Consider the following 24,405-nt stretch of genomic DNA (forward strand, 5'->3'; position numbering starts at 1 on the left):
CCAATTTCGTGTGGGTGAAGTTACAGCGCAGCCGCGAGATCACCACAGCCATGTGGGTCGGCAAGATAGTTGACGACGATTGCACCGAGTTTGATGGTAACAGTCGAGGTACTGGCCCCTTGAGCCTGACTTCGCAGTAGGAGTGGATTGGTGGCTCTCTGCAACCGCGTCACGCCACCCAGAGAGCCCATCTGAAAACTCCCAGCACCATCTGTGTTCGATAAACACAGCGACTGTGTTACTGGTATGCCATCAACGGATGGCTTTCAGTAAGTCAATGGCCACTTCAATTGCTCTGTCAGGCCTTTCAATTATCGCGAGGATCCTTTCGATGGACGTCGTGAATAAGCCTGTTCCGATCAAGCTATTGTTCAACGACGATTCTTGTATCAGATTCGCCATGACCTTCTCCCAACCTTCACGCTCCGCGGAGTTAACTACCTTCTCGGCCAGCTTCCCAACAATGGAAGTGGCTTTGAAACCTTCATTGAACAGCGATTGGATACAGAGCAAAGTTGCCAGCTGCATCTCAGGAGTTAGCTGACAATCAGCGCCTTCCGTTTGGGTATTCATATCCGCCGGTCCTTATGTTGTCTTAAAATTTGTGCCCACTTCTCAGTCTCGGAACTCGGACTGTCCGCTTTAGACAGAACCAGTGTTCAGGGATGGGCCCATTCTGCCGAAGGTTCTCCGCCTGGCAACTCAAAACCCCACAACGGAATTTTCACCAGCTAAACCTGGCAGCTGGTGACACATCTAGAGCAGGACGACACTCGAAACCATCAAACCCACTGGCCCGCCGGGCTTATTCATCTCATGCCACTGGAGAACACGGTGGACATCAAAAACACCTGCAGGGGCCTGGATCAGTTGGCGAACTCAACCGTACTGGCCAAATCGGATCGGGAAGCGGCCGGCTCCACTTCTAACGCGATCCTGAGCCTTCGCAACATGCTGGATCTCCCAGCAACCGCAAAGGTGTTTGAGATCGTCGCCAAGGTCCACCAACTGATGCAGCAGATCCCAAGCGCCAGCTAAGACCGACCTACTGCTGGACGGTGAATGCTTTAGCTGTGCCGCCCACCGAGAACCCAACATCGCAGTCACCTTTTGGGGCTGGCATCCTTTGGATGTCGACCAACGCAAGGCCATTGGCCCCACTCTTGTAAGCCTTGATCTTCAAACCCGTTAGGATGTAGTTCTCATCTGGTCCGAAGTCGCTTGCGTCGCTACCACAAGCGGCCGCCATGACTGAACGAACCCCAATGGCGCGCTCTGGAACGGCCTTGTAAACCTGAACCGATCGGATAGCGATGCTTTGTTGGGCCATCGCGGAATCGTATGCAGAGGACTCATCGCCTCCCTGGCTGGCGGCGCATCCCGCAATGATTGTTGCCCCAAATGCGGAAGCGAGAGTGAAGCCGAATCTGCGTACGGCAGGAGACGAAAAGCGGAGATGGTGCATAGTCATTCATCCATAAAAGAGGCTGGCCAGTTTAACCGCAAGGGGGTTCTGGCACACACAGACACACGTGATGATAAGCACATCTAATCACTCACGGAGTTACCCAATATGAACCCTACACTGCTCAGCAACGAGCCAGGTCTACCAGTCTTCGTCAAGTTCGAGGTTCAGCGTTGCATTCGTGTCATGTTCGGCGTCGAATCTCAGTACCTGCCCATCGACCCACGACAAGTGGAAGGCGTACTGGAGCCTGTCCGCAACGAAACCACCCTGGACGAACATCCAAACCTGTCCTTGATCCTTTCTCAGCAGCCAGGCGGCGTCCAGATGGCCATGATCGATCACTGTGATGGTGACGTGTATTTGGCTGCTGATGCTGGCCAAGACCCACACTCCGAGGTGAGCATGGCACGCTTTGCAGGTGAAGCCTGGCGTGTGGTCGGATACGAGGATGGGTTTCCAAACGAGCCCTACCAGCTCATGACTTCGGAAAGCATGCTGGCGGCTCAGTCCGTCTGCAACGGACTCCAGGCCTTACTGAAGCCTGTGCGCGTGGCGCTGGGGATGGACGGTGGATCTCAGTCGTTTATCTTCACTGATCGCGCGGCCGAGGTGCTGGTCATGGACAGTGCCTATGCAATCCAGAACAAGGAAAGTGGCACTCTAGTGATCAATAGCCCGTACCTTGGCCATGAAAACGAATACGCCGGCGAGGTCTACCGCGGTAACCTGGCTCCTGAGGCTGTCAGTCATTTTTGGGGGCAGGTCAAAGCGTTTGAAGAGCCGAGCACTGAAGTGCTGGCTATCGGTCAATGACGCCTCGCCTTCCACAACCCTGCGCTGGTTGAGTTTAACTCTCCAGCGTTTGCTGGCTCCCCGGGTTGTAGCGTTTCAACGCTAACCCGCTTGGGCGGCGCCTCCCCTCGGTAGAGACCATGCTCTACCTGCCATAAATAATTCTGCCACTCCTCATGCTTACCGTCTTCGTGAGGGATGTTATGGCCATGAATTTTCAAGTCCCGCCTGAGCTTGTCTCGACTAGCCGCATCCATCGCATAGTTGAGGATTTCGTATCCATCCTGCAGCTTTTCAGCAACCTTGCCTTCCAGCATCTTGCTCAATTCAGCCTTGTTCATAGCAGGCCTCGCAATAACGGTAGGCAGGGGATGCTGCCCGAGGTGTTTGCCTCAAGAAGCGTAGATCGGTCTGGCCCCACGTCAACCCAGCCACCTATGGATCAATTAGGCCATGGATTGGGCAGCACCTGCACTTCGGTGGCAAGGCATAGGGATGATGCCCGTAGGGCTTCTGGCACGGGGAAAAGCCCTACAAGATTGCTCTCATCGTATATCCACCAGGAGCAATAACATGACCATCCAATCCTTGACCCAGACCCCGAACCCTCTGAATGTTGCCGGCGTCGTCGTCAGCACCGCACCGCTCTTCAAGCAGTTCTGCTGTGCCGTCTGTGAAGATACTGGCCTGGTAGCCACCGAGCACCAGAACGAAGCAGGTGAGTACCTCAACGGCCGATGCTGGAAAAGCTGTGAAGCTGGCAATTCAGTAGTGTGGAGTTCTGACCAAGAACAGTGGGTCAAGCCCTCCGAACAGGTTCGATTCACGCTGCGCAAGAATGAAGGCAGCACCAAGAAGCCCTGGATCGTCGAAGACACCCATGCGGACCCTGCTGAAGATGCTCGGATCTATCATTTTGCCAGCAAGCTCAAGGCTGAACGCTTCAAGGCGGACATGGAGGCCGAATACGGATCCAAGACATTGGCCGACTAATCGTTTGTAATGCGGGCTTTACCCTCTGCCTACGGAAAAGCTGTCACAGGCAGCAATATGAAAGGGGAACAGAAGATGGTTCAAGAAGATCGTTCTGCCTTGCTGAATGCCTTATCTGACGAGGTCAAAGTACCGTGGGAGCACAACTGCGCCGGTGAAATATTTGTGGCAGGTGAGTCAGAGAATGAAACCCTGCGAATCGGCCACTTCCAGGGCGACGCGGCCCTAGCCGCATACGTGGTTGCAATGCATAACGTGACACTTGCAGCCAGAGTTGACCCTGGGGTATGAGCATGACCAGCAATAACGCTATTAGCGTCTGCTTTGAAGACCTGAAGCTGGAAGACATTGTGATCATTTGCGATCGTGGGCACGGCGCCCATGGTTCACGAGGCAAAGTTTACTGGCTTGATCCCGATTCCAGGATGGTTTCAGTAACTACAAATGGTATGGCAGACACGTGGGAAGGCTTAGCTGATGGGCTTCAGAAAGTCATAACCTGAACCTGACCGGATACGAAGAACCAGCCTACAGATATCGGAGCTCATGACCATGACTGCAGTAAAACTTTCTCCCGGCGAAGAAGCGCTGATCGCCTCCATCATCGAGCACATCTACCCCGACCCCCAAGCAGGAACAGTGCTACCGGTTGAGCCCGGGGACAAACGAGCAGCCCGAGGACTTGAGCGTAAAGGTCTCGTGGTGCTGGATGTCGACACTCAAGGCCGCGATCAGATGACGTTTACGACTCTTGGTCAGGCCTCTTACGAGCAGATCAATTCCACTGCGCGGGAGGGAAACGGTAATATAAGCAAGTCGAAACTTGTTCGCCCAGGTGGGCTGAATACTAAGCTGATCGGTACGATCAAGGCCGCGGTGAGAACTGCAGAGGTTACTACCACCTGTGATTGGCTGGTTAGCGAAGGCTACGCATCAGATCTGAGCCATGCTCGAGAGCTGATCCAGTCGGCATGCTCAGGAAGCTAGAATGCTGCGCCTGAGCCTGAATTCGATGCCTCACTCTGCTGGTTCCCTACAAAATTGCACCTATATGACTAAGGACGACCAGTGTCATTGAAGCGTATTTCCAACGAGCTCGAGCGGCTCTGCACCGTGAAGGATCTTTTCGTATACGAGGTGCCGGTGGGCCATCTTCGTGAGGTCTATCCAGTCATCACCGAATACACGCGGACGTCCACAGAATCGCGACACATGGGCGACTACGAGTTCTATAGGGCAAGGGCAGTACACCCGGAGGCCAATGGGTCCTCGTTTCACATCTGGCACAACCAGGTGTCGGTAGTGATATGTCATCAAAGCAAATGCGTGAAGTTCGGGCCTACTGGTCAATTGCTCATGCACAAGCAAGGTATCGGCCTGGGGCCAGCACTCATGGCCAACGTGATTGAGTGGCTCACCAAGCAGGATGTTGCAGCCTACACAATCAACCCCGGCTCTCTCTCAGAGGTAGACGCAAGAACCGATACAGCACGCGAACAACGCAATCGATTCTACATAGCTTTCGGCTTCGCCCTTTCCAACTACGACCAGAGCAGGACCGGTATAGACGTTATTGGCGGGACCTTCACCGCGGAATGCGTTGGAGACCTTTTCGTACCTGAACGCTACCAAAACCGTCTGAAAACTTGGTTCGGATTTGAGTCGGAACTACGCCATGAGCGTGAGTACGGGGTGAATTGCCTGGCAGAGCTCAAACTCTTAGACCGATGGACCCGTAGCGCCAGTTGCTTGGGCCGGTGGATCTTGAAACAGCTGGGCTGGCCTGCTCTCTTTCAGACTCGCCACATGCACAAGCTGAAGAGATGGGAACCTCAGCCTCCCAAGACCAGGGATAAGTAAAAACCCAACAAGTAGCCGAGCGATCGCCACAAGCGAAAAGGTCAGACGGACAATTCACCAGGGTGATTGTCCGTCTTTCATTTCTACAATACAGCCCGGCCGGCCTTTGAAATTTGGCGCATGTTTATGAGTTGCATCGGCACGGCATGATCCGCACCCTTTGCGGTATCAAGAACTGCCCAGGTGCAAGACCCGCATGAAAAGCTTTTCCATCAGTAACCTCATCCTCTGCACGCTCATCGCCGGCAGTATCTCGGTCATCGTCACCTCACCGGTCAGCGCCAGCCAGGCTGCCCGTGACCGCGGCCCCTCGCCAACCCCGGCAGCATTCGCTGCATGTGTTAACCACAAACTCGGTGATCGAGTAATCGTGAAGACCGCAGCCGGAAAGTCGCTGAACGGCACTTGCCGCAAGTACAAGGACAAGCTGGCCGCCCGCACCCACATCCGTCACAAGAAGGACAAGAGCTGGTGGAAGTCCCTTACTTCCTGGATCTGACCGGCACACCAGCATGGAGTTGGGTAGGAACAGACCATTTCTGGTCTGCTCCCCCCTAAAAACCGTACGTGCGCCTTTCAGCGCATACGGCTCAAGTCTTTACTAAGCCCCCGTAAATGGGAACCGGTTTGTACACTGTTAGTCCACGAGCGTGAAGCTGCTGGTGGCAAATGGGATGCAATAGTACCCGGTTGTCCAGCGAGTCACCACCGCCTTGTGAGCGATAAATGATGTGGTGGTCATGCCACCCAGTCTCCCTAGATATTGGGCTTTTGCATAGTACGCACAGTCCCTTTTGGGATTGAAATAGATGAAGAACCTGTTTGCGGTACTTCAACTTCCCGAGCATCCGGGCCATCCGCAATGCCTCTCCCATTTCTTCCATCGAGGGATCAAACGGATTGAAATCCCCGCTGATCTTTCTGTGCCTCTCAATCGGCGTGGCCTCTAGGGCGTATAACCGAATTGCCTCTTTGCCTCCTGACTCCGTTATGACCGTGGTGGCAAACACCCAGTTTCGACTTTCATGGGTTTGGAAATACTTCTCCCTTACCCAATCGAGACTTTTGTTCGGATGTCGCCTTTTCGCCCAACGCCAAAGCGCCTGGAATATTTGGTGATCCATGCGGCTGTACGCCTTCTTGGCAACCACAGGCTGGTGATACAGAGCCCAGCCTCGCAGTATCGGGTTAAGCAGGCGGATCAACTCCTCCTGTTTCACCGCTTTGTTGGTGCTGATGACCTCTTTTACCTTCCGATAGAACGCTTTCACGTTCTTTTTGGCAGGTTTGATCAGGAGTTTTCCGCCGTATTTGCGGAAATTCCAACCAAGGAAGTCGAAGCCTTCATCTATGTGGACGACGTGGGTTTTCTCAAGCGACAGCTGCAATCCTCGCACGGCGAGAAACTGCTCAACCCAAGGTTTGATCTCATTTTCGAGCATCTCTTTCGAGCTACCGGTAATCACAAAATCATCCGCATATCGCACCACGTTAATTTTCAGCTTCTTCGCCTTCGTCACGCCCAGATGTTGCTTGAGCTGTGATTCCAGTCCATCCAGCACCAAATTTGCCAAGGTGGGCGAGATAATCCCGCCCTGTGGTGTACCGGCATTCGTTGCCTGTAGCTGGCCTTTGTGAATCACTCCAGCTTTCAACCATTTTCGGAGGATTTCTTTGTCCGTTGGGACATTTTCGATCAGCCAGTCATGGTTGATGTGGTCAAAGCAGCCTTTGATGTCCGCTTCCAATACCCATTGGGCCGAAGCCTTCTTGGATAGACAAACGAACAACTGTCCCATCGCATCCGCCGTGGAGCGTTCGATCCGAAAACCGTAGCTGTTTGGATCGCCGGTGGTCTCAGCGATAGGTGCCAGGGCTAGCAGGTATAGCGCCTGCATGGCTCTGTCAGTCATGGTTGGAATGCCCAGAGGGCGTTCTTTTCCATTCGACTTCGGGATAAACACACGCCGTAGTGGCCGTGGCTTATACCCGTGGCGCTTCAACCCATTTGCTGCTTTCCATTTGGCAGCGGGTGTATCCCAGAGCACGCGGTCGACTCCCGCCGTGCGCTTGCCCTGGTTTTCAGTGACTCGCCGTATGGCCAAGTATCTGGCCGAACGAGAGCGGGTTAACATCCGTTGCAGGGCTTTCACCCGGCGCCAGTTGCCTTCCCGACAAGCCTTCGCAATCCGTATCTGCATCGCCCGTACGTTCTGCTGCACACGACACCAATCGATGTCATGCCAATGCTGCGGAACGCCGGAAGGCGCAGACCCGGCCAGTTGGCTAGGTACTAACATGCTGCCTTCCTCTCAAGTTTCCCGAGCAGAAGACGTACGCATCCCCTGACGGGAATGGACGCTCCCGTCAGGAGTGGATGAATAAGAAGCCCATTACTGCCGGACTTCGAAGATGATTGAGACAGGTTTACTCAGCGTTCATGCGATAAAAGACCACGCAGAAGTCTGCCCGGTTTCCCGTGGGGTAATGTTCCAACCCCTATCCGCGCCATTACAGCTCGGCGTTCGCTTTTTCTGCGATCCCATACCCGCACAGCCAACAGATCCCCTTGCGGTTCACCTGCCCGAAGGCGGCCATACGGGCTTACCACGTTCCCTATCTGTCACAAGATTGGTTTAGGGTCTGCCTTTTCACCGGAGGCCTTGTAGCGACGTATTCCCACATCCCACAGGAATAACTGGCCCCATACCTTTTGGTCCATGCCTGACAGCAGTTTTGGCATGTTTATCATTACGGCGTTTATCAGCAGTTCACTTACGTTACCCATGCCAACCAGCCTAGCGTCTCGGCCCGGTACTGCTCCGAGCGTCTGTACTTTGCCTCACGGCAAAAGCACACCCTGATGGGGACTACATTGTCGGAAAAGCTTCACACCCCACCGTTACCAGTGACGCATGTTTTCCTAGGCTATCGTTGGTCGCACAACGAGTCCGCTGCTATCTCAAAATAAGATAGTTGGACCATGACAGACAGAGTTTTCGCTCGTGTCTCCGGTTTGATGTGAGCAGTGGACTGCAAAGCAGCACGCTCAAAGAGTGTTTCCTCCTGTTTTAAGGCAGGAGGAATCCCTGCGGGGATTCTTCCCGCATGGGTAGGTCGTGAGACCTATGTGGATGCACTACCTGATTAGGAACATGGCAGAAATGATGACGATGGTTGACGCAAGCATCATCAAGCCGAAGTTCCAGGTCATTCTGTTCAGGGTATCTGAAATGAATTTCCGCATTTCTACCTGAAATGCAGATACATCTGCTTTTTGAGCCAGACGTTTATCCATAACGACCTCATCAGTAGTGAAGTGGGCACTCCCAGTCCGAAATTCGGACCATAGCCGCGCTTCTGAGTGCTAAGCGGCTTTGGGGTTCGCTATTGTCGCCGCAGCGACAACGAGTCCTTCTAAGCAGTGGGACCCCTGGGCTGTTTTTGTTTCCCGGATTGGCTACCGGGCTATCGGTTTTCTTGGGGAAAACCATTGACGGTGACGTCTCACCGCCAACCTGGAGACACGCTACGCGTGTCGCACAGGTATGGTTGATAATATTCGCGTTCAGTACCGCGAATAGGGAAGGAAGTGTCCGCGACTAAGGCAGCTGGTTGCTTTCGGTCAAGATCGATTCGAGTTCGAACCGCTTAGCCATCCGTGAATTGATTCGAACAACTCTCTCAAGAGCCATCTTGTGGGCAGAAGATTGACCGCAAAAAGCTACTGTATGTGCCCGTGTTTCTCGCACCAGGAGCTCATTCGCCAACGCATCCTCACAGCCGAGCCAACAGAGGGTTCGGTGCCACCAGTTGAGCCGATGAGCATAGGTGAATGCTCGCTGATACTCCTCGATAGCGTGATGCACTTGGTGACCTATAACGCCATCAGGATCAAAGGGGTCCGCCTTCTGTTTGTTTGTCCCGCGCTCATCATTGTGGGGGCCAGATGACTCAACCAAAACCTCACAGCCACTCAGATCGTTCGCCAATTCATGTTGAATGAAAGTGCGTAGCCGAGAAGCAATGTCGGCGTCGTACTCTGTCTTAGTGGCGCTGGACAAATCCAAACGGATTTTTATCATCGAGAAAATTCCTGTGAAACTGACACGACCGTTTAAGCCATGCGCCGGTGTTTCGGCTGGGGATTAAGCCACGGCTTTGTTTAGCATCCGCAGATAAAAATTGTACATTTCAATAAATTCTTCTTCGAAGCAGTCAGCACGAGTATCCGGCACATAGGAAACATCGATGTTCACAGATGGGTGGATACGAGCCCGATCACGATAGGTTGAAATCGAAAATTCACCTAGAGAGTCAAAATACCGGCCGTCAACCTCGACGACTGCGTGTGCCCAGGCTCCTAACCCCTTCTTCACAGCAGTGACCATTTTTGTGGGAATTCCTCGATCAATCAGGAAATCGTACAGTGCGGCCGCAAAAACTGAGCAGGTATCTACTTGTGCGTCTTTGCGAGTACGCCCGAGCTTCGACTTGAGGATTACTGCACTTATATCCAACATGGTTCTCTCAGGAAAAGTCAGTTCGGCTGGTCAAAGGGCTGGTTGGCTGCAGAGGGACCGGAAAAAGGGCCATGTGCTATGTTGTGACTCTCGAGCCAGGCTTTGATTTTGCCTAGGCTGGCGGTGGTACCGCTCGCAACCGAGAAGACGAAACCAGTCTGAAGCAAGACCAGCACGCTCCGATCATCAAACGCAAAGACCATGAATTCAGCAGAATCTTCGTGATGAATTATCTTGGCTGTACTGGCCGCCTCAGGCACAAGCCAGTCGAACCCCCGACCTGCCTCTGGGTTCACTGAGTTGGTCAGCTTTATTGCCCGGCGATCTTCCCCAGGTACAGAAGGCCGTCCAGACGCAAGCATTGCAGCGTCGAACTGAGCTAGCCGTTCGAATAGTGACTGTGGCACTGGATAGTCCTCATGGTGCTTCCTTGGATCTCCTTAGAATAACGCCTAGACACCGGCCGCCCATAGCCCTCGAGATCACGCGGGCTGGCGGACCTCTTCCCTCTCCCATCTGAGGATACTGATCGCCTTGAACTGGCTTATGCCGAGAGACCCACGCTCATTCCGGCTCTTCGAACCTGGCCTGGTCAGTAAAGCCTCGACGTCAGGCCGCTTGGCTTCGAATATCTGGAAGGCGTTGTAGTCGCCATCAAGCAGAACCAGCATCACAGTGTCGAAAGGCTGCTTCAGGTCGATCGATCCGAGCCTACCGCCACGCATGCGCGGATTCGGAAAGTAGCGCCCCTTGATCTGAATTTTGAGCTCTACTCCATCCCTTGTCTCAATGGCGTCAAAGCCAGCAGTTCTGGCTTGCTCCAGAACTAAACCGAGGATTCGAGATGCCTCGTACTCGGCAACTTCGCCGGTGACGCCCAAGGGTTTCCCCGTCAGGTGGTAATAGCGCCTTGCTAGGGTCTTGGCTTCGCGGAGGATCTCGTAGACGTCGTCAGGTACTTCCATGCTCATCCCTTAAGGGTTCAATTTATAAACGAGATAGCCAGCGGACAACATTATCGTAGATCGAGTTGGCTTTCTCCATTTCGTGCTGAGCCAACTCGCTTAGAAACGGACCCGATTCTACGAAAAGCCTCCGAAGCTCACCCTGCAGTATTGATGAGCTGACCCTACAACTCGCAAGCAGAGCCGCTTCGTTGCTTGTGATTGCACATTCGAGCTGGATTTGGTCAACACACTCTGATGCAACGATCTTGCCCTCTTCTTCGAGTTCCGCGCGCCGCGCTTGAACCGCAATGATTTGCTCCTTCAAATTAGCGATGCGCTCATCTGTATCCTCTATTTTTTGAGCAATTCCCGCAGCGATTGTGTTGGTGGGGAGGAGAGTCTTGAGCCAGTGTTCCATTAGAGTGATTCCTATAGCGCTTTATCGACGATTCAAGACTTCATACCGAGCCTTATCAAAAGCAATCTTCGCCTTGTCAGTAGCGTGCCACCACCGGTATTTCAGTGTCGCCGGCCACCTCCGAGGACTGAGTACGTACCACAGGCAGGGCTACCACAGCGGCATCCTTTTTCAGGGCCTGACTATGGGATGCACCCACGCTGAATGTCTGTAAAGCTACCCATACGCTAATTCGATTGGCAGGTGATACAGCAATTGGGATGACGAGCATGACTACTTCTACAAGACCCTTTACAGCGCCCGATGAAAATAGCCCTCTTGCCATCGCTGGAATCAACAGGATGGTGGATGAGTTGGCCAATCATCCAAAGGACGTGTGGACCTTTTTCAACCAAGCTAAAGGTGCAATCAACCTTGCTAAGGAATTGGGTCTGTTAAACGCGGCGATGTCCGTTGAACTGACGCAAATGGCGACGGAAGTCCGCCTTTCAATTTCTGTAGAGCCAGAGCCTGTAAGCTCTGAGAACATCCAGCAGCTAAATGAAATGCTTGCGCAAATCAAAACCGACTCGGCGAACGCCTGGGCCCGATTCAGAGCTTTTGAGGCGATACTCGAGGGTCACCTGGATTTTTACTTGATCAGCTCCGAAAGCGCTGAGAAATATCTTACCGCTGGCACCAAAGCTCGCGACGCATCCATCATAGAGAGTCCAATGCCGGAAACGAAAAATGCCTAGGGCTGGGGAGCAACTATCGGTTTGGAGTAGCCAAGACGGCATTTGCCGTGCATTATACGGCATATGCCGCATTAATTTGGAGAAAGCCATGCTAGCCGAAATGATGCGTGAACCGGCCTACGGTGCATACCGCTCCCGGTTACACGCCCTACTGCAAATCCCTACAGACGCCTCCGACATGGAAATCCACATCCTTATCCAAGGTGGATTCGCGGCCAAAAGGCTGATGAACCTCTTTGAACAAGGTGACGTGACGACATTTGAGCGAGATCTGATTATCCCACTCAAAACGCTGAAAACACGGATTGCTAAAGACCAACGGCTCACTGTGGATGAGAGCGATCGGCTATTCCGGGCTGCCCACATCACAGCCATGGCCGATGCTGTCTTTGGAAATCCCGAAAAGGCCAAGCGCTGGTTGTCGAAGCCCAAAGAACGGTTTTCAGACCTCAGCCCAATGGCCATGCTATCGACCGTCCAGGGAACGCGCCAAGTCGAAGAGATGCTTATTCAAATGGCAGAAGGGTTTGCCTTTTGATCTTCTGGCGCATCAGCAGCTATGCAGATCTGACCGGGCGCGGGGGCGTTATTGCCGGTGGCCGCTGGCACACCGCCGGGCGACCGGTGGTTTACCTCGCTGGTACCCCTGCAGGAGCGATGCTGGAGATCCTCGTGCACCTTGAGATCGATCAGGAAGACCTACCTGAGACATTTCAATTGCTGAAGGTTGAGGTACCCGACGATGTCAGCATCGCCCCCAAGATGAAATCCCACTGGGAGGCTGACGTTCATCTCACACGGAGGTTGGGTGATACGTTTCTTGTGCAATGCCCTGCTCTACTGCTGCCAGTGCCTAGTGCGATAATGCCTCATACCCTCAACTACCTGTTCAACCCACTGCACCCTGGCGCGGCCAAAGCAGTTATCAATGCCGAACCCTTCAACCTAGACCATCGTTTGACCAAAAAACGCTAGTTCATAGTCAGACCTTAGAATTGACTCGGAGCGTCGGGCCGGCCTCAGGTCAAAGGGTAGCTATAAAACAGGAGCAGCAACGATTGACCCAGACTTGCTTATAAACGTAAGCAGATATAACCATATGCGCGTCTGGAAAAGAGTGACTTGGGGGGTTCTGGCACCCCTCGGTCACACTGAAACTGTGTTCATTCCGAAATTGAACACAGTGAACTATCATGGTCATCTCCAACACAAATCTGATTGACGTAAAACAGGTTAGTCTCTTTGACGAGATCAAACTTCAATCTCCACGGACCAAAGTTGCGGTTGTCAGCTATGAACAGAAAGTTCGCAGTGCTATCCACGCCATCAAGCAGCAAGTGATTGACGGCTCTCACTTGTCTGTCGCCTGGTCTGGCGGAAAAGACAGTAGTGTAACTCTTAATTTAGCATTCAGCGCCCTAGCTGAACTTAAGGCAGAGGGTTTAAGCATTCCAACCCTGCATGTTGTTCATTCCAATACCCTCGTCGCAGTCGATATGGACGTATGTATGGACAATGCCTGGAGAGCCGAATGCACAAGGCCTATGAAGTTACCCATACATGTCCGTATGGACATGATACCCACATGGACAGATGTGCCATCGGTGTCCATATCATGTCGCGAGTTGCGAGCGGGGTGCTGCCTTCAATTGATCACAAGACTTAACGCAGCCTTCATCCAGGTTGGAACTCGGGACGCCAGCAGCATTTTAAGTTCGATCTTGTTGAGCGAGTTTTTCAATATATATATCAATCTCCAAAGACCAACCATCTTTTCCGAGAGGTGGTGAGGAACCTTAGCTGTAAGCGCTAGAGTTTTAAAAATATTAAATCGAAAACTAGGAGAGTCCCTAGAAAACCCGTGGCGATTAAGTTGTCATGCAACAGATGCATGCCGCATTGTTTAAACACATTCGAAATGTAAGTGTTTTTTCTACGGTAATAATTCTGCAGGGCCACAACCTAGGTGTTCGGCAATCTGGTACAGCTTTTCGACCGTAATATTGACTTCACCCCGTTCAATTCGGCCCATGTAGCTTCGGTCAACTTGGCAAATCAAAGCGAAGACATCCTGCGATAGACCTTTTGCTTTTCTCGCTTGCCTGATCTTTTTCCCCAATTCTTTCGCCAGATTCCCCATAGCCGCCTCGACACACATGAGGAACGACTATCGAGCGTTTGCGGACGAATCGGCCACGGACTATAATCCGCATTTTTTGTTTGAAGATCATAAAGGTGCCTGCATGAAACAAGATTTGTTCGAATTCGACAGGCAGCTCCATTCTTTGCTTTGCGAGCATTTTTCCAGGGAATTCACGACCCGTCAGTTGAGAGATGCGTATGCGGCACTCCTTCCTCCCTCAAGTTTTCAGCTCGCGGATGTGCGCGTTTATGTTTATGAACAGATCCGCAGGTTACTTCGCGTTGGCTGGGCGGAGATGGCAGAGCAGCGTCAGAAGCGGGGACAGGTGTTTCGTATGCTGGAGATGCCCCAACGTCTGCTGCTCGTACTGGTAGATGGAAGCTTCTCCATGCGCGTCGATCCTCTGGAAGCTCCAACAGATGAGGGAAGAGAAACACCACGCTCTCTACCTAGCTCAAAGGAAGGGCAAGACGACCAGGCCCGCCTTCAAGTGATGCTTAAGGAGACCCGGCTTGATCTGCTCTCATCCTTGGGCGAGACCGAGCGGTACAAGCAGTTGTTTGAGGAAATTCCTCATCTGAAGGGGAGTTTTGAAGGGGTATATCTGGAAGCCCGCGATAGGAGCTCAAAGCTCCTAGGTCACGTTCGTGCAATCGAGAATACGCTTAAGGCGATTTCTGCCGCATGAACTCTACTCTCAGGCTATGGCAACACGACTGCATTACGTTGGCTCTGCAGCATTACACCCAGCAACCTCATTTTTTTTGCCAAGCAACGCCCGGTGCCGGCAAGACGAAAATGGCAGCGGAGTTGGCCAGGCAATTGCTGCAGCAAGACAAGATAGATCTGATCCTCTGCTTTGCTCCGTCACGGCAGACAATGGATGGATTTCAGAGAACATTCTCCGCTGTTCTGGGTAAGCGCCTGGATGGATTGATAGGTGCCGTAGGTGCTGTCTGCACGTATCAAGGAATGGAATATCGAGGCGCAGCATTCTGGAAACTATTTGACGACTATAGGGTGTTCGCCGTTTTCGATGAAATCCATCATTGCGCTGGCCATGACTTGCTGTTGAGCAACGCGTGGGGTCAGCAGATTATTCAAAGGATCCAAGATCGCGCCACCTTCACTCTTGCGCTTTCGGGGACTCCCTGGAGGTCTGACCACAAAGCAATAGCGCTTGCTCGATATTCTCAGCCAGACGGTGTATTGATCTGTGATTACCGATACGGCTTGCAGGAGGCAATCGCTGACGGCGTATGTCGGTCGCCACGCATCGTCGTATTGGATAACAACATGGTGAGGTTAACTGAAACTCAATCTACAGAAGGCACCGTCACGACGTATCCGAGTATTGCCAGGTTACTTTCAGAGTCACCCGTATCATATGAAGATTTGCTGTTTCATGACGATATCCTGCGGCAGATTCTGTTGTTAGGGTGTACAAAACTGCGCGAAATCCGTGAGCGACATCCGGAAGCTGGGGGGCTCGTGGTTGCGACAAACATTGAGCACGCTCACCGCATAGCTTTCCTTATGCGTACCCAGGGGGAGGTTTGTCAGGTCGTGACCAATAAGACGCCAAACGCTCAGCAGGTTATCAATGATTTTCGAAATGGTGGCTGCACCTGGATTATTGCGGTTGGGATGATCAGCGAGGGGACGGACATACCCAGGCTGCAGGTTTGTTGTCATCTAAGTCGTATACGTACCGAACTGCACTATCGCCAGGTGTTGGGCAGAATCCTAAGGCGCTCAAGTAATGCGGATGAAAAAGCTTGGCTATATGTGCTCGCGGAACCAGCGCTCCAGCAGTACTCGGAGCGTTTGGCCGATGATTTGCCCGAAGATCATGCCGTATTGAGTGTCGTACGAGCTTCGCAGTTTGAGTGCGACGACCAGACTAACGACGATCCAGAAGATCCTATCGGCATTGAAATCGCCATCTTAGGTGGCTCAATGGGCGGGTCCTTTTCCCGAATGGGTAGCGATCACGCAATTTCGATTCACGGCTCGTCTGAACCCGCATTGTATGAACTCAATTTTTCTCAGCACTACCGAACTCAGCTTCTGAGCGTGTATTGAGAGCATGAGCTCATTAGCGTGGCTGTGGTTGGAAAGGTTCAGTTTCGGCTTCACAGTTCACCGACCCAGCGGACACAAAATGCCGGCTCCCCAAAGTTAAATTTGGTAGTGACTGCCCTGCGTTGGTGTCAATGTGTGTAATTGCATGGATTTGACCACCCATTTGCATTGGACCTGACCAGTCAATTGCATCCAAGCTGACCAACCGTTTGCATTGACTTGACCAGAACAAGCCGTAGTGACGACCGGCAAAGAACGGCCGATTCTGTTGAAAAAGTAGATCTCCTGCTTGGCCTGCGGCAAAATCAGGTCATCGGCCAGCGGGAGGATTCGCAGCATGATGGGACAATTGTCGAGCGGACAAGAGAGGCTGTTTTACTCGTTCAACATTGAAGATCACATCCCAGCCAATCACCTCCTGCGCAGCATTGATCGATGCCTTGATCTCAGCGATCTGCGCCATTATCTCGCCGATTTTTATAGCCCAATCGGGCGCCCATCGATTGATCCCGAACTGATGATTCGCCTGTTGGTGGTGGGCTACTGCTACGGCATTCGCTCCGAACGTCGGTTGTGCGAAGAGGCTCATTTGAACTTGGCGTATCGCTGGTTCTGCCGCTTAAGCCTCGAAGACGAAGTCCCCAATCACTCTACGTTTTCCAAGAATCGGCACGGTCGCTTTCGTGACAGCTCGCTGTTTCGCTGGCTGTTCAACGAGGTGCTGCGTCGCTGCATGGACGCAGGTCTGGTCAAGGGCGAAGGGTTTGCGGTCGACGCCAGCGTCATCAAAGCAGATGCCAGTCGGCAACGTGGCGTACCTGGCGATGATGAAATCAACTGGCGCGATCCGTCGCTGAGTACTCGCGCCGTGCGTGAGTACCTTGAAGCGCTGGATGAAGAAGCGTTACGCGAAGCACTGCCTAAGCGCCTGTCATTGACTGATCCACTTTCTCGTTGGACCGCAGCGCCAGGAGGCCCGGCGTTTTTCGCCTACTCGACGAACTATCTGATTGATGTCGAGCATGGCGTGATCATGGATGTGGAGCCGACCCCAGCGCATCGAACCGCCGAGGTCGAGAGCACCAAGACCATGATCGAGCGGGTCGAAGAACAGTTCGACATCAAGCCGGATCGGCTCATCGGCGATACCGCTTACGGAACCGCACCGATGCTGGCCTGGATGGTGAACGAAAAAGACATCGAGCCGCATGTGCCGGTTTGGGACAAAACCGAGCGTAAGAACGAGAGCCTCTCGATCAGTGATTTTCAATGGAGTGAAGAAGCGCAGGAATATCGTTGTCCCACGGGGCACGCCCTGCGCAGCGAGTGGCGGGCCTTCAAGAACCAGCGCTCACATGTCACGAAAGCCGACACCATCATCTTTCGATCCCGGAAAACAGACTGCTCTAAATGCTCAATGAAAGAGCGCTGCTGCCCAAACACCTCGTTCCGAAAAATCGCCCGTAGCGTCCATGAGGCGGCACGCAATGTTGCTCGGCGAATTGCCGCAACACCGCAATACGTGTGCTCTCGCCATGAGCGCAAAAAGGTCGAAATGTTGTTCGCTCATCTCAAACGAATCCTGAAACTGGATCGATTAAGGCTACGAGGAATGACCGGTGCAAACGACGAATTTACCTTGGCCGCTGCGGTACAGAATTTAAGACGACTGGCGAAACTGACCTCACAAGGGCCGCCGACCACGGGATAGGTACGCCCGGAATCAGCAAAAACCCTCAAATTAACCTATTAACCAAGCTGCAACGGTCAATGCAGAACCGGAAAGCCACGCAACGTGGTGACCAGGTTCTGAAACGAGGGCCAACGTCGCCTTCTTACAGCCTGAAATTCCGACTTTTTCAACAGAATCGGCCATAAGCAGTCAGTCGACTTGCTCCCGGGTATGAATTGAGGAGCGGTTCGTCAAATGAAGCAATACAGAAACCTTCCCACTCTTTAAGCCTGATTCAACGCTCCTCCATCGCCAGGGACTAATTGTTCTGACCGTTACTCTGGGCTAGATAATCTCCCATCATTTCCAGCCGATCATTGCCCCAGAACAGCTTCGAATCGGCGATGAAGGTCGGAGCACCGAAAACGCCTACCTGCACGGCTTGATCGTTGTTAGCCTCCAGTGCCAGTTTGAATCGCTCATCGGAAGCAGCTTGAATAGTTGCACTTCGGTCCAGGCCTGCTGCAATCGCCAGATCGCCGAGGATCTCCAGGTCGCTGATATCCCGGTTTTCACTCCAGTAAGCTCGCATCACGTTGAAGATGAACTCCACGCCCTTTCCCTTCTCGATTGCATACAAGCTGCAACGCAAAGCTCGGGAAGGCCGTAATGGAAACTGAGGGTGGTAGCTTAGCGTCAAGCGTCTCAGTCGAGCCCAATCCTGCAAATCCTGCTGAAACCACCGCACAAATGCTGGCGATGCTTCCAGTGGTCGCCGCCCCCCGATGTGATCGATCAGGTTGGCCAAGTGCATAGGCCGCCAATGAATCGCTCGACCATGGGCAGCGGCGATTTCTCGCAAGCGCGGCATAGCCAGGTAGCACCATGGACTGTGAAAATCGAAAAAAAACTCAATTGGCTCGCCCGCACTGATCGGTTGCGGTAGGGAGAAGCGGCTGAGGTCGACCCTCACTCGTTCGTGATGGCCGCGCATCACTAACCGCCCTTGTTGGCTCGCGCTCACCGCGAAACTCAACGTGCGGCCCTTGGTCGACTCCAACACGGCTTCGCACTGGACCTCAATGCCCGGCCAGGCCGGGCTCAAATGCGCAATATCCACTTTAGTGCCAACCGTGCCCCATCCCGGAACGCAGAAAGCCTGAACGCCACTGCCCGCCGTTTCCTCCAGCAGAGCAATAAGTGCCGGCGTAGATACCACCTGCACCCCGGCATTACCGATGGCGGCAGCCGTCTGTTGAAGCCCTGGTACGAATGCGCAGTGATGCCGGTGGCCGATGATCGGTGTGCTCATGGCAATTCCTCCAACTGCATCGCCATGGCTTGGGCTTTCAGCTCGCGCTTGAGTATTTTTCCACTGGACGTCATGGGCCATTGGCTGACCTTGAACACCCTGGATGGATGCTTGAACCCAGCGATTTTTCCGGCACACGCTTGCTTCACCTGCGCAGCGGAGAGCGCCCCACCCAACTCGACCGCCGCGGCGACCACTTCGCCGTAGAAAGGATCCGGCATGGCAAATACAGCGATTTCGGTGATCGCCGGGTGGCCGCGTAGCAGGTTCTCCACCTCCACCGGGTAGATGTTCTCGCCACCGCGGATGATCATGTCGCGTAACCGTCCTCCCACAAGTTCCACTCGGCCATCGGCGGTAACGCGTCCGAGATCCCCCGTCTGCATCCAGCCATCGAGGTCGATACAACGAGTAGTCTCCAGCGGGTCACGATGATAACCGAGCATCACCATGGGCCCGCGCACCTGAACCTGCCCGGTCTCACCGCAGGCCAGCACCTGGCCGTTGTCCGGATCACACACGCGCACCTGCATGCCTGGCAATGGCATGCCGGCGGTGGTGAATCGCTGCGCACTCTCGCAACTGTCCAAAGCGATAAGGGTGCTGGCTTCAGTCTGGCCGTACACCTGCACCAGGCCTGGAATCGGGAACGCAGACGCGCAGCGTTCGAGCAAAGCCGGGTCGCAATCGGCGCCACCGCAAGTGCCCGCCCGCAACGAGCCAAGGTCGTACTGTGTTCGTCGCGGGTGCTCCAGCATGGCCAGATAAGAGGTGGGAACGCCCGTCAGCAGCGTACAGCGCTCGGCCTCCACGAGGTGCAACATTCGCTCGGCTTCGAAGGCACTGACCCCCACATACGTAGCCCCTGCGGCCAGCGCTGAGAGCACATTCATAATGCAGCCCGCGCAGTGGAATAGCGGAATGATGGAAGTCCAGCGATCCTCGGCGGTAACCGCCAGACGCGCGACGGTTCCTCGTGCATTCATCAACATGCCTTCGAAGCACAGTTCAGCGCCCTTTGGCCGCCCTGTGGTGCCGGAGGTGTACTGGATGCTGGCCAGCTCGCGAGGCGACCAGGGCCACGCCTGAAATGGCAGCTGCGGTCCTTCGCTCATCAGTGCTGCGTAACTCCAGCAATTCTCAGCGTGAAGCCCAGGTCCGTCGAAACAAATCACGTCGCGCAGAAGGGGTAACCGGTTACGAGTGTCCAGTGTCATGGACAGATAGTCACTGGAGCGAAAGCGCGCGGAAAGCAAGATCGCCACCGACTGACTGTGGTCCAGCACATGCAGGAGGTCGTCCTCGCGAAAGTGCGTATTAACCGGCACCAGCACCGCACCAATGGCAGCGATGGCGACCTGCGCGATTGGCCATTCGATTCTGTTTTCCGCCCACAATGCCACCGAGCTGCCGGGTTGAATCCCGCGCCGCCGCAAGGCACAGGCCAGTGTCTGGGAAGCAAGCAACCATTGGCTGAAGGTCAGCCGCTGAGGTGTGGAGTCAAATACGAGCGCCTCCTTGTCCGGCCAGCGGTTCGCGCAGTGCAACAGCATTGCGTATGGGTCGCCGGGCAAGTTTTCGCGTGCGAAGCGGGATTTATCCGATGTCATGAAAAGACTACCTGAGAGTGGAGTGAAGGCTGATTGGATTGGAAATCCAGTTAGGCTTTGCTGTCGAGAGCAGGCGTCAGGGACGGTGGCACCCTGGCGGCCATTCGCCGACTGACCAGGCAATAAAGCATTCCGGTACCCAGCAGGCCGACCACCCAGGAAACATCTGCATAGTTCAGCGCACGGGCGACCGGTCCGGTGTAGAAACCGCTGGAAATGAACGGCAACTCCATCAGTACCCCACAGCAGTAGGTGGCAATAACCGGCCAGTTCCAACGGCCATAGCGGCCAGCGGGATCATTGAGAGCTGCCAGGTCATAGCGCGTGCCGTTGACGAAGAACACGTCGGCCAGGCTGATCGCGCTCCAGGGGGTGATGAACGCCAGGAGAAAAATGAGGAAGGAAGAAAACGCACTGATAAAGCTGTGGGAACCGGCCAGGGCAATCAGCACTGCAACGGACACCATTCCCAGCACATAGATGAAGCGATGGGCCAGAGACACTCTGCTGACGCCGCAGAACGCGCTGACAATGGTCGCGCTGGACATGTAGCTGCTGTAAGCGTTGAGGGTCATCATGGTGATCTTGCCGAAGCCGACCACCAGATACAGGATCATGGCCAACACACCCGTCGAGCCCAGGCTGACGACAAACTCTACCTCATGGCCCGAGAAGGCGGTTCCGGCGAGGGCTGCGGCAAACACACCGAAGGTCATGGCGGCCTGTGATCCCAGTACTGTGCCCAGCGATGCAGCCAGAAAGATCTTCAACTTGGACGTCTGACTGGGCAAATATCGGGAGTAGTCCGCTACATATGGCCCATACGAAATCTGCCAGGCGGCTGCCAACGAGATCGAAAACACGAAGTTGGCAGCGACGAAGTGACGATTGTCGAGCAGCGCATGGATATCGTGCCGGGCCAGCAACGCACCGAACATGTAGATAAAGGCAATGACGCCCACCACGCTGGCTACTTTGGCGATGGAGTGGATGGTGCGATACCCAAGGGTCGCCAACAACAGGGTTACCAGGCCGAACAGAATGATGCCCTGCCAGTCCGCGATCGATAGCACTTTCGCCACCGATTGACCGGCCAGCAACGTGCCGCCCGCCGAGAACCCCACGTACAACAAACTCACCAGTACAAGCGGAATGACCGCACCATAGACACCGAACTGCACGCGACTGCGGATCATCTGTGGCAGGCCAATCGCCGGCCCCTGGGCAGCTTGCAGGCCCATGACGATGCTGCCAAGTACTTGGCCTATCAGAAGGCCAATCAACGACCAGAATACATCGCCTCCCAGCACCACCGCCAAAGCCCCGGTGACGATGGCCGTGATGTTCAGGTTCACACCCAGCCACAGTGTGAACTGACCGAAGGCGCTGCCATGGCGCTCGTTTTCCGGTATGTAATCGATGGAGCGGGTTTCAATTACCGACCTCGGTGCAACAGGCGCAGTTGAACTAGCCATGGGCGAATCCTCGATATTGTTAGTGCAGCATCTGCGCCAGATCAGCGCGTTTTTTGGAAGGACACAGGCTGTGGATGGACTGAGGTTAAGCGGCGGGGTATATAATTAAAAATATGCACTGTTGATACAGCGAATTAAAAATAATGATTCACTTCAGCCTTCGGCAAATCGAATATTTTGTAGCAGCGGCCCAATGTCGAAGTACCGTCAATGCGGCGAAGTCGCTGAGTGTGTCCCAACCCTCGATATCAAACGCGATTGCGGAGTTGGAAGCCTTATGGGATGAGCGCTTGTTCGTGAGGATTCCAGGCAAAGGGATCGAACTCAGCTCCGCCGGAACCCGCCGTTACCAGCAAGCAAGGCAGCTACTGCAAAGTGCCGCGCAGCTCTCTGCCAAGGAGACTGATAGCGTGGTGGGGGACCTTTCGGTGGGTTGCTTTGCAACGTTGGGCGCGCGACATGTCCCCACCATGGTCGAGCGCTTCAAGCAGCGCTTTCCTGAGGTACGAGTCGCCATTGTCGAAGGTGACACCGAGGAACTGATTGAACGGGTGGAGCGCGGCACCCTTGATTTAGCGCTGATCTATGACATGAACCTGGCTCGTAAGGTCAAGCTACAGGCGGTGGGACTGCAATCACCTTATGTGCTGCTGCCCGAAGGGCATCATCTGGCAGCAAAAGCCAGCTTGTGTATTCAGGATTTGCAAACCGAGCCCTTTATCCTTCTAGACCTACCTCACAGTCGCGACTATTTCCTGTCACTGTTCCGCTCGGGCGGTGTAGAGCCCAATGTCATTATGGAGTTGCGCTCGGTGGAAATGGTGCGCTCACTCGTGGCACATGGGCACGGAGTGTCGATTCTCGTCACTCGACCCGCTGGAGACTTGAGCTACGACGGGCGACCCATCGTGTGTCGCCCATTTGACGCTAGCATCCCACCGCAACGAGTCGTGATCGCCTCGTCGCAAACCCAGAACCCATCCCGCCCGGCTGAAGCGTTCGTGGTGGTGATGCGCGAACTGTTCAATGAAGCCGATACGCTTGAAACCTCGACAATCTGATGAAGGTTTTTGATTTCTCCGCCGAGCTATTTTCGACAGTCCGTTGCGGAGCAGTTTTCCGCTGGTGAACGACAGCTATGGGTCGGATAGCGACCACCAGCCATTGTGACTGATCCACTCTTGTCCTCCCTCAACGTGGAGGACGAGCCATGAACACCATTGCTACATACAGCCATCAGCCTTGGAACAAGGGAAAGCTTGTCGGTCAGAAAGCCCCGCTCCGAGTCAGAGATATCTGGGCTATCCGAGTAAGACTTCAGCTTGCTGAGAAGGCGCGTGATTTGGCGCTATTCAACTTGGCCATCGATAGCAAGCTGCGTGCCTGTGACTTAACCAAGTTGCGAGTCCGAGACATCGCCCATGGGGAGCATGTGTCGTCACGGGCCATCGTGATGCAGCAAAAAACTCAGCACCCAGTGCAGTTTGAAATCACTGAGCAAACCCGAACGGTTCTGGAGGCTTGGATGCGCGAGGCGCGTCTCCGCAGCGAGGACTTCTTGTTCCCGAGCCGGTTGCACGCCTCAGACCATCTTTCCACCAGGCAATACGCTCGAATAGTCAAAGCTTGGGTGACAGCTATTGGCCTTGATCCAACCATGTACGGAACCCACACGCTAAGGAGAACCAAGGCTTCGTTGATCTATCGCAGGACGAAGAACCTGAGAGCCGTCCAACTCCTGCTTGGTCATACGAAGCTTGAAAGCACTGTCAGATACCTGGGAATCGAGGTCGATGATGCCTTGGAAATGGCCGAGCAGACGGAAGTCTGACCATTCACTGCGACGGTCGATGCTAGACCGTCGCTATCCGTCCCATAGCCGCCAGTCAATTGTGTCTACAAAATCGGGGGGCATTCAAATCAGAGGGCAGTCTTGCGCTGAGTAATTTATGACTGGCGTATCCTCAAAATGGAATCTGTGATGGCTTGAGCATTAGTGTCCAGCGTTTCCATAGCCGACATCGCATTAGCGGCGACGCTTCCTACCCCATTTTCTGAGAGCCACTTGGTTATTTCTTCTATAGCTGCACTTAAGGCGTGCTGGTTGTGGAGGAGCAATGTCAGAGCGTCCGCCGTGGCGATCTTGCAGTCTGAGTTATCTGGCATGGCGGTCGTCCTTGAGGAATGATGCCGGAAGCCTAGCTCATCTCGTCTTTGGCTGAGACTGGCCGACAGCTGCCCGCCATGATAGGCGGCAGATGGACAGATGCTGACGCTCGCCGGTATCTGCTCTGTTGGCCTTTGTCACCTCAGGTCAGACCCAACGACGCTTTACTACAGAGTCCGGCCATCCTGATAGAATCGATCAGG

Annotated in this window: 31 protein-coding genes; 16 read left to right on the forward strand and 15 right to left on the reverse strand. The window is 54.0% G+C overall.

Annotation, left to right across the window (positions count from 1 at the left end; translation table 11 throughout):
- Positions 1–252 precede the first annotated feature (252 nt).
- Positions 253–573, reverse strand: coding sequence for a hypothetical protein (locus A7D21_RS31540; RefSeq protein ID WP_069553595.1), 321 nt, complete (start codon positions 571–573; stop codon positions 253–255).
- Between the two features lie 261 nt (positions 574–834).
- Here A7D21_RS31540 and A7D21_RS31545 point away from each other — a divergent pair, with 261 nt between their 5' ends.
- Positions 835–1,038, forward strand: a complete 204-nt coding sequence (locus tag A7D21_RS31545; RefSeq protein WP_069553596.1) for a hypothetical protein — start codon at positions 835–837, stop codon at positions 1,036–1,038.
- Between the two features lie 7 nt (positions 1,039–1,045).
- Here A7D21_RS31545 and A7D21_RS31550 read toward each other — a convergent pair whose 3' ends face one another.
- Entirely contained in the window at positions 1,046–1,465 is a 420-nt protein-coding gene (locus A7D21_RS31550; protein ID WP_069553597.1) for a hypothetical protein, read from the reverse strand.
- Between the two features lie 108 nt (positions 1,466–1,573).
- On the opposite strand from A7D21_RS31550, the gene A7D21_RS31555 reads away from it, so the two are divergent.
- Positions 1,574–2,281, forward strand: coding sequence for a hypothetical protein (locus tag A7D21_RS31555; protein ID WP_069553598.1), 708 nt, complete (start codon positions 1,574–1,576; stop codon positions 2,279–2,281).
- Here A7D21_RS31555 and A7D21_RS31560 read toward each other — a convergent pair.
- Positions 2,275–2,601, reverse strand: coding sequence for a hypothetical protein (locus tag A7D21_RS31560; protein WP_069553599.1), 327 nt, complete (start codon positions 2,599–2,601; stop codon positions 2,275–2,277). The two genes, A7D21_RS31555 and A7D21_RS31560, sit on opposite strands and share 7 nt — an antisense overlap.
- Positions 2,602–2,833: 232 nt before the next feature.
- Between A7D21_RS31560 and A7D21_RS31565 the strand changes: the two genes are divergently transcribed.
- The 6 genes from A7D21_RS31565 (at position 2,834) to A7D21_RS31590 (ending at position 5,612) form a co-directional block, all read left to right on the forward strand.
- Positions 2,834–3,253: a hypothetical protein gene (locus tag A7D21_RS31565; RefSeq protein ID WP_069553600.1), complete on the forward strand. Its 420-nt coding sequence runs from the start codon at positions 2,834–2,836 to the stop codon at positions 3,251–3,253.
- Between the two features lie 75 nt (positions 3,254–3,328).
- Positions 3,329–3,544: a hypothetical protein gene (locus tag A7D21_RS31570; protein ID WP_141718304.1), complete on the forward strand. Its 216-nt coding sequence runs from the start codon at positions 3,329–3,331 to the stop codon at positions 3,542–3,544.
- Positions 3,545–3,546: 2 nt separating this feature from the next.
- Entirely contained in the window at positions 3,547–3,756 is a 210-nt protein-coding gene (locus tag A7D21_RS31575) for a hypothetical protein (protein ID WP_069553602.1), read from the forward strand.
- 49 nt (positions 3,757–3,805) lie between these two features.
- Positions 3,806–4,240 (forward strand): hypothetical protein, encoded by a 435-nt coding sequence (locus A7D21_RS31580; protein ID WP_069553603.1) that lies wholly within the window; start codon positions 3,806–3,808, stop codon positions 4,238–4,240.
- Positions 4,241–4,327: 87 nt separating this feature from the next.
- Positions 4,328–5,113: a hypothetical protein gene (locus tag A7D21_RS31585; protein WP_141718305.1), complete on the forward strand. Its 786-nt coding sequence runs from the start codon at positions 4,328–4,330 to the stop codon at positions 5,111–5,113.
- A gap of 196 nt (positions 5,114–5,309) precedes the next feature.
- Positions 5,310–5,612: a hypothetical protein gene (locus A7D21_RS31590; protein WP_069553605.1), complete on the forward strand. Its 303-nt coding sequence runs from the start codon at positions 5,310–5,312 to the stop codon at positions 5,610–5,612.
- Positions 5,613–5,703: 91 nt separating this feature from the next.
- On the opposite strand, the gene ltrA is transcribed toward A7D21_RS31590, so the two are convergent.
- The 6 genes from ltrA to A7D21_RS31620 form a co-directional block, all read right to left on the reverse strand.
- Positions 5,704–7,413 (reverse strand): group II intron reverse transcriptase/maturase, encoded by a 1,710-nt coding sequence (gene ltrA / locus A7D21_RS31595; protein ID WP_069553606.1) that lies wholly within the window; start codon positions 7,411–7,413, stop codon positions 5,704–5,706.
- 839 nt (positions 7,414–8,252) lie between these two features.
- Positions 8,253–8,411, reverse strand: a complete 159-nt coding sequence (locus A7D21_RS35985) for a hypothetical protein (protein WP_171902659.1) — start codon at positions 8,409–8,411, stop codon at positions 8,253–8,255.
- 304 nt (positions 8,412–8,715) lie between these two features.
- Positions 8,716–9,198 carry a hypothetical protein gene (locus A7D21_RS31600; RefSeq protein ID WP_069553607.1) on the reverse strand — a complete coding sequence of 161 codons (483 nt, stop codon included), beginning with the start codon at positions 9,196–9,198 and terminating at the stop codon, positions 8,716–8,718.
- Between the two features lie 63 nt (positions 9,199–9,261).
- Positions 9,262–9,636: a hypothetical protein gene (locus tag A7D21_RS31605; RefSeq protein WP_069553608.1), complete on the reverse strand. Its 375-nt coding sequence runs from the start codon at positions 9,634–9,636 to the stop codon at positions 9,262–9,264.
- Between the two features lie 482 nt (positions 9,637–10,118).
- Positions 10,119–10,601, reverse strand: coding sequence for a hypothetical protein (locus tag A7D21_RS31615; protein ID WP_256556923.1), 483 nt, complete (start codon positions 10,599–10,601; stop codon positions 10,119–10,121).
- Between the two features lie 22 nt (positions 10,602–10,623).
- Positions 10,624–11,001 (reverse strand): hypothetical protein, encoded by a 378-nt coding sequence (locus A7D21_RS31620; RefSeq protein ID WP_069553611.1) that lies wholly within the window; start codon positions 10,999–11,001, stop codon positions 10,624–10,626.
- A 269-nt stretch (positions 11,002–11,270) separates the two neighbouring features.
- Here A7D21_RS31620 and A7D21_RS31625 point away from each other — a divergent pair, with 269 nt between their 5' ends.
- The 3 genes from A7D21_RS31625 (at position 11,271) to A7D21_RS31635 (ending at position 12,713) form a co-directional block, all read left to right on the forward strand.
- Positions 11,271–11,738 (forward strand): hypothetical protein, encoded by a 468-nt coding sequence (locus tag A7D21_RS31625; RefSeq protein ID WP_141718306.1) that lies wholly within the window; start codon positions 11,271–11,273, stop codon positions 11,736–11,738.
- 88 nt (positions 11,739–11,826) lie between these two features.
- Complete coding sequence (locus tag A7D21_RS31630) at positions 11,827–12,276, forward strand: antitoxin Xre/MbcA/ParS toxin-binding domain-containing protein (protein WP_069553617.1); 450 nt, start codon at positions 11,827–11,829, stop codon at positions 12,274–12,276.
- A complete protein-coding gene (locus A7D21_RS31635) occupies positions 12,273–12,713 on the forward strand; it encodes an RES family NAD+ phosphorylase (protein WP_069553613.1) in 441 nt (146 codons plus the stop codon). The genes A7D21_RS31630 and A7D21_RS31635 overlap by 4 nt, the downstream gene beginning before the upstream one ends.
- A 958-nt stretch (positions 12,714–13,671) precedes the next feature.
- Here A7D21_RS31635 and A7D21_RS34890 read toward each other — a convergent pair.
- The gene (locus A7D21_RS34890; protein ID WP_082118806.1) at positions 13,672–13,878 is read right to left on the reverse strand and encodes a helix-turn-helix domain-containing protein; all 207 of its coding nucleotides are present in this window, start codon (positions 13,876–13,878) and stop codon (positions 13,672–13,674) included.
- A gap of 103 nt (positions 13,879–13,981) precedes the next feature.
- Between A7D21_RS34890 and A7D21_RS31645 the strand changes: the two genes are divergently transcribed.
- Positions 13,982–14,569: a hypothetical protein gene (locus A7D21_RS31645; protein ID WP_046485860.1), complete on the forward strand. Its 588-nt coding sequence runs from the start codon at positions 13,982–13,984 to the stop codon at positions 14,567–14,569.
- On the forward strand, positions 14,566–15,966 hold the full coding sequence (locus A7D21_RS31650; protein ID WP_069553615.1) for a DEAD/DEAH box helicase: 1,401 nt from the start codon (positions 14,566–14,568) through the stop codon (positions 15,964–15,966). The genes A7D21_RS31645 and A7D21_RS31650 overlap by 4 nt, the downstream gene beginning before the upstream one ends.
- A 96-nt stretch (positions 15,967–16,062) precedes the next feature.
- Here A7D21_RS31650 and A7D21_RS31655 read toward each other — a convergent pair whose 3' ends face one another.
- Entirely contained in the window at positions 16,063–16,305 is a 243-nt protein-coding gene (locus tag A7D21_RS31655; RefSeq protein ID WP_069553616.1) for a hypothetical protein, read from the reverse strand.
- Here A7D21_RS31655 and A7D21_RS31660 point away from each other — a divergent pair.
- Complete coding sequence (locus A7D21_RS31660; protein WP_010568148.1) at positions 16,304–17,677, forward strand: IS1182 family transposase; 1,374 nt, start codon at positions 16,304–16,306, stop codon at positions 17,675–17,677. The genes A7D21_RS31655 and A7D21_RS31660 overlap by 2 nt on opposite strands.
- 280 nt (positions 17,678–17,957) lie before the next feature.
- On the opposite strand, the gene A7D21_RS31665 is transcribed toward A7D21_RS31660, so the two are convergent.
- The 3 genes from A7D21_RS31665 to A7D21_RS31675 are packed head-to-tail and all read right to left on the reverse strand — an operon-like array spanning position 17,958 to position 22,035.
- Positions 17,958–18,950 (reverse strand): DsbA family protein, encoded by a 993-nt coding sequence (locus A7D21_RS31665; protein ID WP_017736574.1) that lies wholly within the window; start codon positions 18,948–18,950, stop codon positions 17,958–17,960.
- Complete coding sequence (locus A7D21_RS31670) at positions 18,947–20,560, reverse strand: class I adenylate-forming enzyme family protein (RefSeq protein ID WP_017736575.1); 1,614 nt, start codon at positions 20,558–20,560, stop codon at positions 18,947–18,949. The genes A7D21_RS31665 and A7D21_RS31670 overlap by 4 nt, the downstream gene beginning before the upstream one ends.
- A gap of 50 nt (positions 20,561–20,610) precedes the next feature.
- Positions 20,611–22,035, reverse strand: a complete 1,425-nt coding sequence (locus A7D21_RS31675; protein WP_017736576.1) for a cytosine permease — start codon at positions 22,033–22,035, stop codon at positions 20,611–20,613.
- Between the two features lie 143 nt (positions 22,036–22,178).
- On the opposite strand from A7D21_RS31675, the gene A7D21_RS31680 reads away from it, so the two are divergent.
- Together A7D21_RS31680 and A7D21_RS31685 are read left to right on the forward strand one after the other, a co-directional pair.
- Entirely contained in the window at positions 22,179–23,096 is a 918-nt protein-coding gene (locus A7D21_RS31680) for a LysR family transcriptional regulator (protein WP_017736577.1), read from the forward strand.
- Positions 23,097–23,245: 149 nt separating this feature from the next.
- Positions 23,246–23,866 carry a tyrosine-type recombinase/integrase gene (locus A7D21_RS31685; protein WP_017736578.1) on the forward strand — a complete coding sequence of 207 codons (621 nt, stop codon included), beginning with the start codon at positions 23,246–23,248 and terminating at the stop codon, positions 23,864–23,866.
- A gap of 116 nt (positions 23,867–23,982) precedes the next feature.
- Here A7D21_RS31685 and A7D21_RS31690 read toward each other — a convergent pair whose 3' ends face one another.
- Positions 23,983–24,201: a hypothetical protein gene (locus tag A7D21_RS31690; RefSeq protein WP_017736579.1), complete on the reverse strand. Its 219-nt coding sequence runs from the start codon at positions 24,199–24,201 to the stop codon at positions 23,983–23,985.
- Between the last annotated feature and the right edge of the window lie 204 nt (positions 24,202–24,405).

This window comes from Pseudomonas sp. AP19 (assembly GCF_001728855.1).
GTDB lineage: Bacteria > Pseudomonadota > Gammaproteobacteria > Pseudomonadales > Pseudomonadaceae > Aquipseudomonas > Aquipseudomonas fluorescens.

Coding starts and splice junctions, on each gene's coding strand:
- A7D21_RS31685 (WP_017736578.1), top strand. CDS start 23,246: ATGAACACCATTGCTACATACAGCCATCAGCCTTGGAACAAGGGAAAG.
- A7D21_RS31690 (WP_017736579.1), bottom strand. CDS start 24,201: ATGCCAGATAACTCAGACTGCAAGATCGCCACGGCGGACGCTCTGACA.
- A7D21_RS31620 (WP_069553611.1), bottom strand. CDS start 11,001: ATGGAACACTGGCTCAAGACTCTCCTCCCCACCAACACAATCGCTGCG.
- A7D21_RS31555 (WP_069553598.1), top strand. CDS start 1,574: ATGAACCCTACACTGCTCAGCAACGAGCCAGGTCTACCAGTCTTCGTC.
- A7D21_RS31580 (WP_069553603.1), top strand. CDS start 3,806: ATGACTGCAGTAAAACTTTCTCCCGGCGAAGAAGCGCTGATCGCCTCC.
- A7D21_RS31570 (WP_141718304.1), top strand. CDS start 3,329: ATGGTTCAAGAAGATCGTTCTGCCTTGCTGAATGCCTTATCTGACGAG.
- A7D21_RS31560 (WP_069553599.1), bottom strand. CDS start 2,601: ATGAACAAGGCTGAATTGAGCAAGATGCTGGAAGGCAAGGTTGCTGAA.
- A7D21_RS31645 (WP_046485860.1), top strand. CDS start 13,982: ATGAAACAAGATTTGTTCGAATTCGACAGGCAGCTCCATTCTTTGCTT.
- A7D21_RS31615 (WP_256556923.1), bottom strand. CDS start 10,601: ATGGAAGTACCTGACGACGTCTACGAGATCCTCCGCGAAGCCAAGACC.
- A7D21_RS31590 (WP_069553605.1), top strand. CDS start 5,310: ATGAAAAGCTTTTCCATCAGTAACCTCATCCTCTGCACGCTCATCGCC.
- A7D21_RS31675 (WP_017736576.1), bottom strand. CDS start 22,035: ATGGCTAGTTCAACTGCGCCTGTTGCACCGAGGTCGGTAATTGAAACC.
- A7D21_RS31680 (WP_017736577.1), top strand. CDS start 22,179: ATGATTCACTTCAGCCTTCGGCAAATCGAATATTTTGTAGCAGCGGCC.
- A7D21_RS31625 (WP_141718306.1), top strand. CDS start 11,271: ATGACTACTTCTACAAGACCCTTTACAGCGCCCGATGAAAATAGCCCT.
- A7D21_RS31550 (WP_069553597.1), bottom strand. CDS start 1,465: ATGCACCATCTCCGCTTTTCGTCTCCTGCCGTACGCAGATTCGGCTTC.
- A7D21_RS31605 (WP_069553608.1), bottom strand. CDS start 9,636: ATGTTGGATATAAGTGCAGTAATCCTCAAGTCGAAGCTCGGGCGTACT.
- A7D21_RS34890 (WP_082118806.1), bottom strand. CDS start 13,878: ATGGGGAATCTGGCGAAAGAATTGGGGAAAAAGATCAGGCAAGCGAGA.
- A7D21_RS35985 (WP_171902659.1), bottom strand. CDS start 8,411: ATGGATAAACGTCTGGCTCAAAAAGCAGATGTATCTGCATTTCAGGTA.
- A7D21_RS31650 (WP_069553615.1), top strand. CDS start 14,566: ATGAACTCTACTCTCAGGCTATGGCAACACGACTGCATTACGTTGGCT.
- A7D21_RS31600 (WP_069553607.1), bottom strand. CDS start 9,198: ATGATAAAAATCCGTTTGGATTTGTCCAGCGCCACTAAGACAGAGTAC.
- A7D21_RS31540 (WP_069553595.1), bottom strand. CDS start 573: ATGAATACCCAAACGGAAGGCGCTGATTGTCAGCTAACTCCTGAGATG.
- A7D21_RS31660 (WP_010568148.1), top strand. CDS start 16,304: ATGATGGGACAATTGTCGAGCGGACAAGAGAGGCTGTTTTACTCGTTC.
- A7D21_RS31575 (WP_069553602.1), top strand. CDS start 3,547: ATGACCAGCAATAACGCTATTAGCGTCTGCTTTGAAGACCTGAAGCTG.
- A7D21_RS31655 (WP_069553616.1), bottom strand. CDS start 16,305: ATGCTGCGAATCCTCCCGCTGGCCGATGACCTGATTTTGCCGCAGGCC.
- A7D21_RS31670 (WP_017736575.1), bottom strand. CDS start 20,560: ATGACATCGGATAAATCCCGCTTCGCACGCGAAAACTTGCCCGGCGAC.
- A7D21_RS31665 (WP_017736574.1), bottom strand. CDS start 18,950: ATGAGCACACCGATCATCGGCCACCGGCATCACTGCGCATTCGTACCA.
- A7D21_RS31630 (WP_069553617.1), top strand. CDS start 11,827: ATGCTAGCCGAAATGATGCGTGAACCGGCCTACGGTGCATACCGCTCC.
- ltrA (WP_069553606.1), bottom strand. CDS start 7,413: ATGTTAGTACCTAGCCAACTGGCCGGGTCTGCGCCTTCCGGCGTTCCG.
- A7D21_RS31565 (WP_069553600.1), top strand. CDS start 2,834: ATGACCATCCAATCCTTGACCCAGACCCCGAACCCTCTGAATGTTGCC.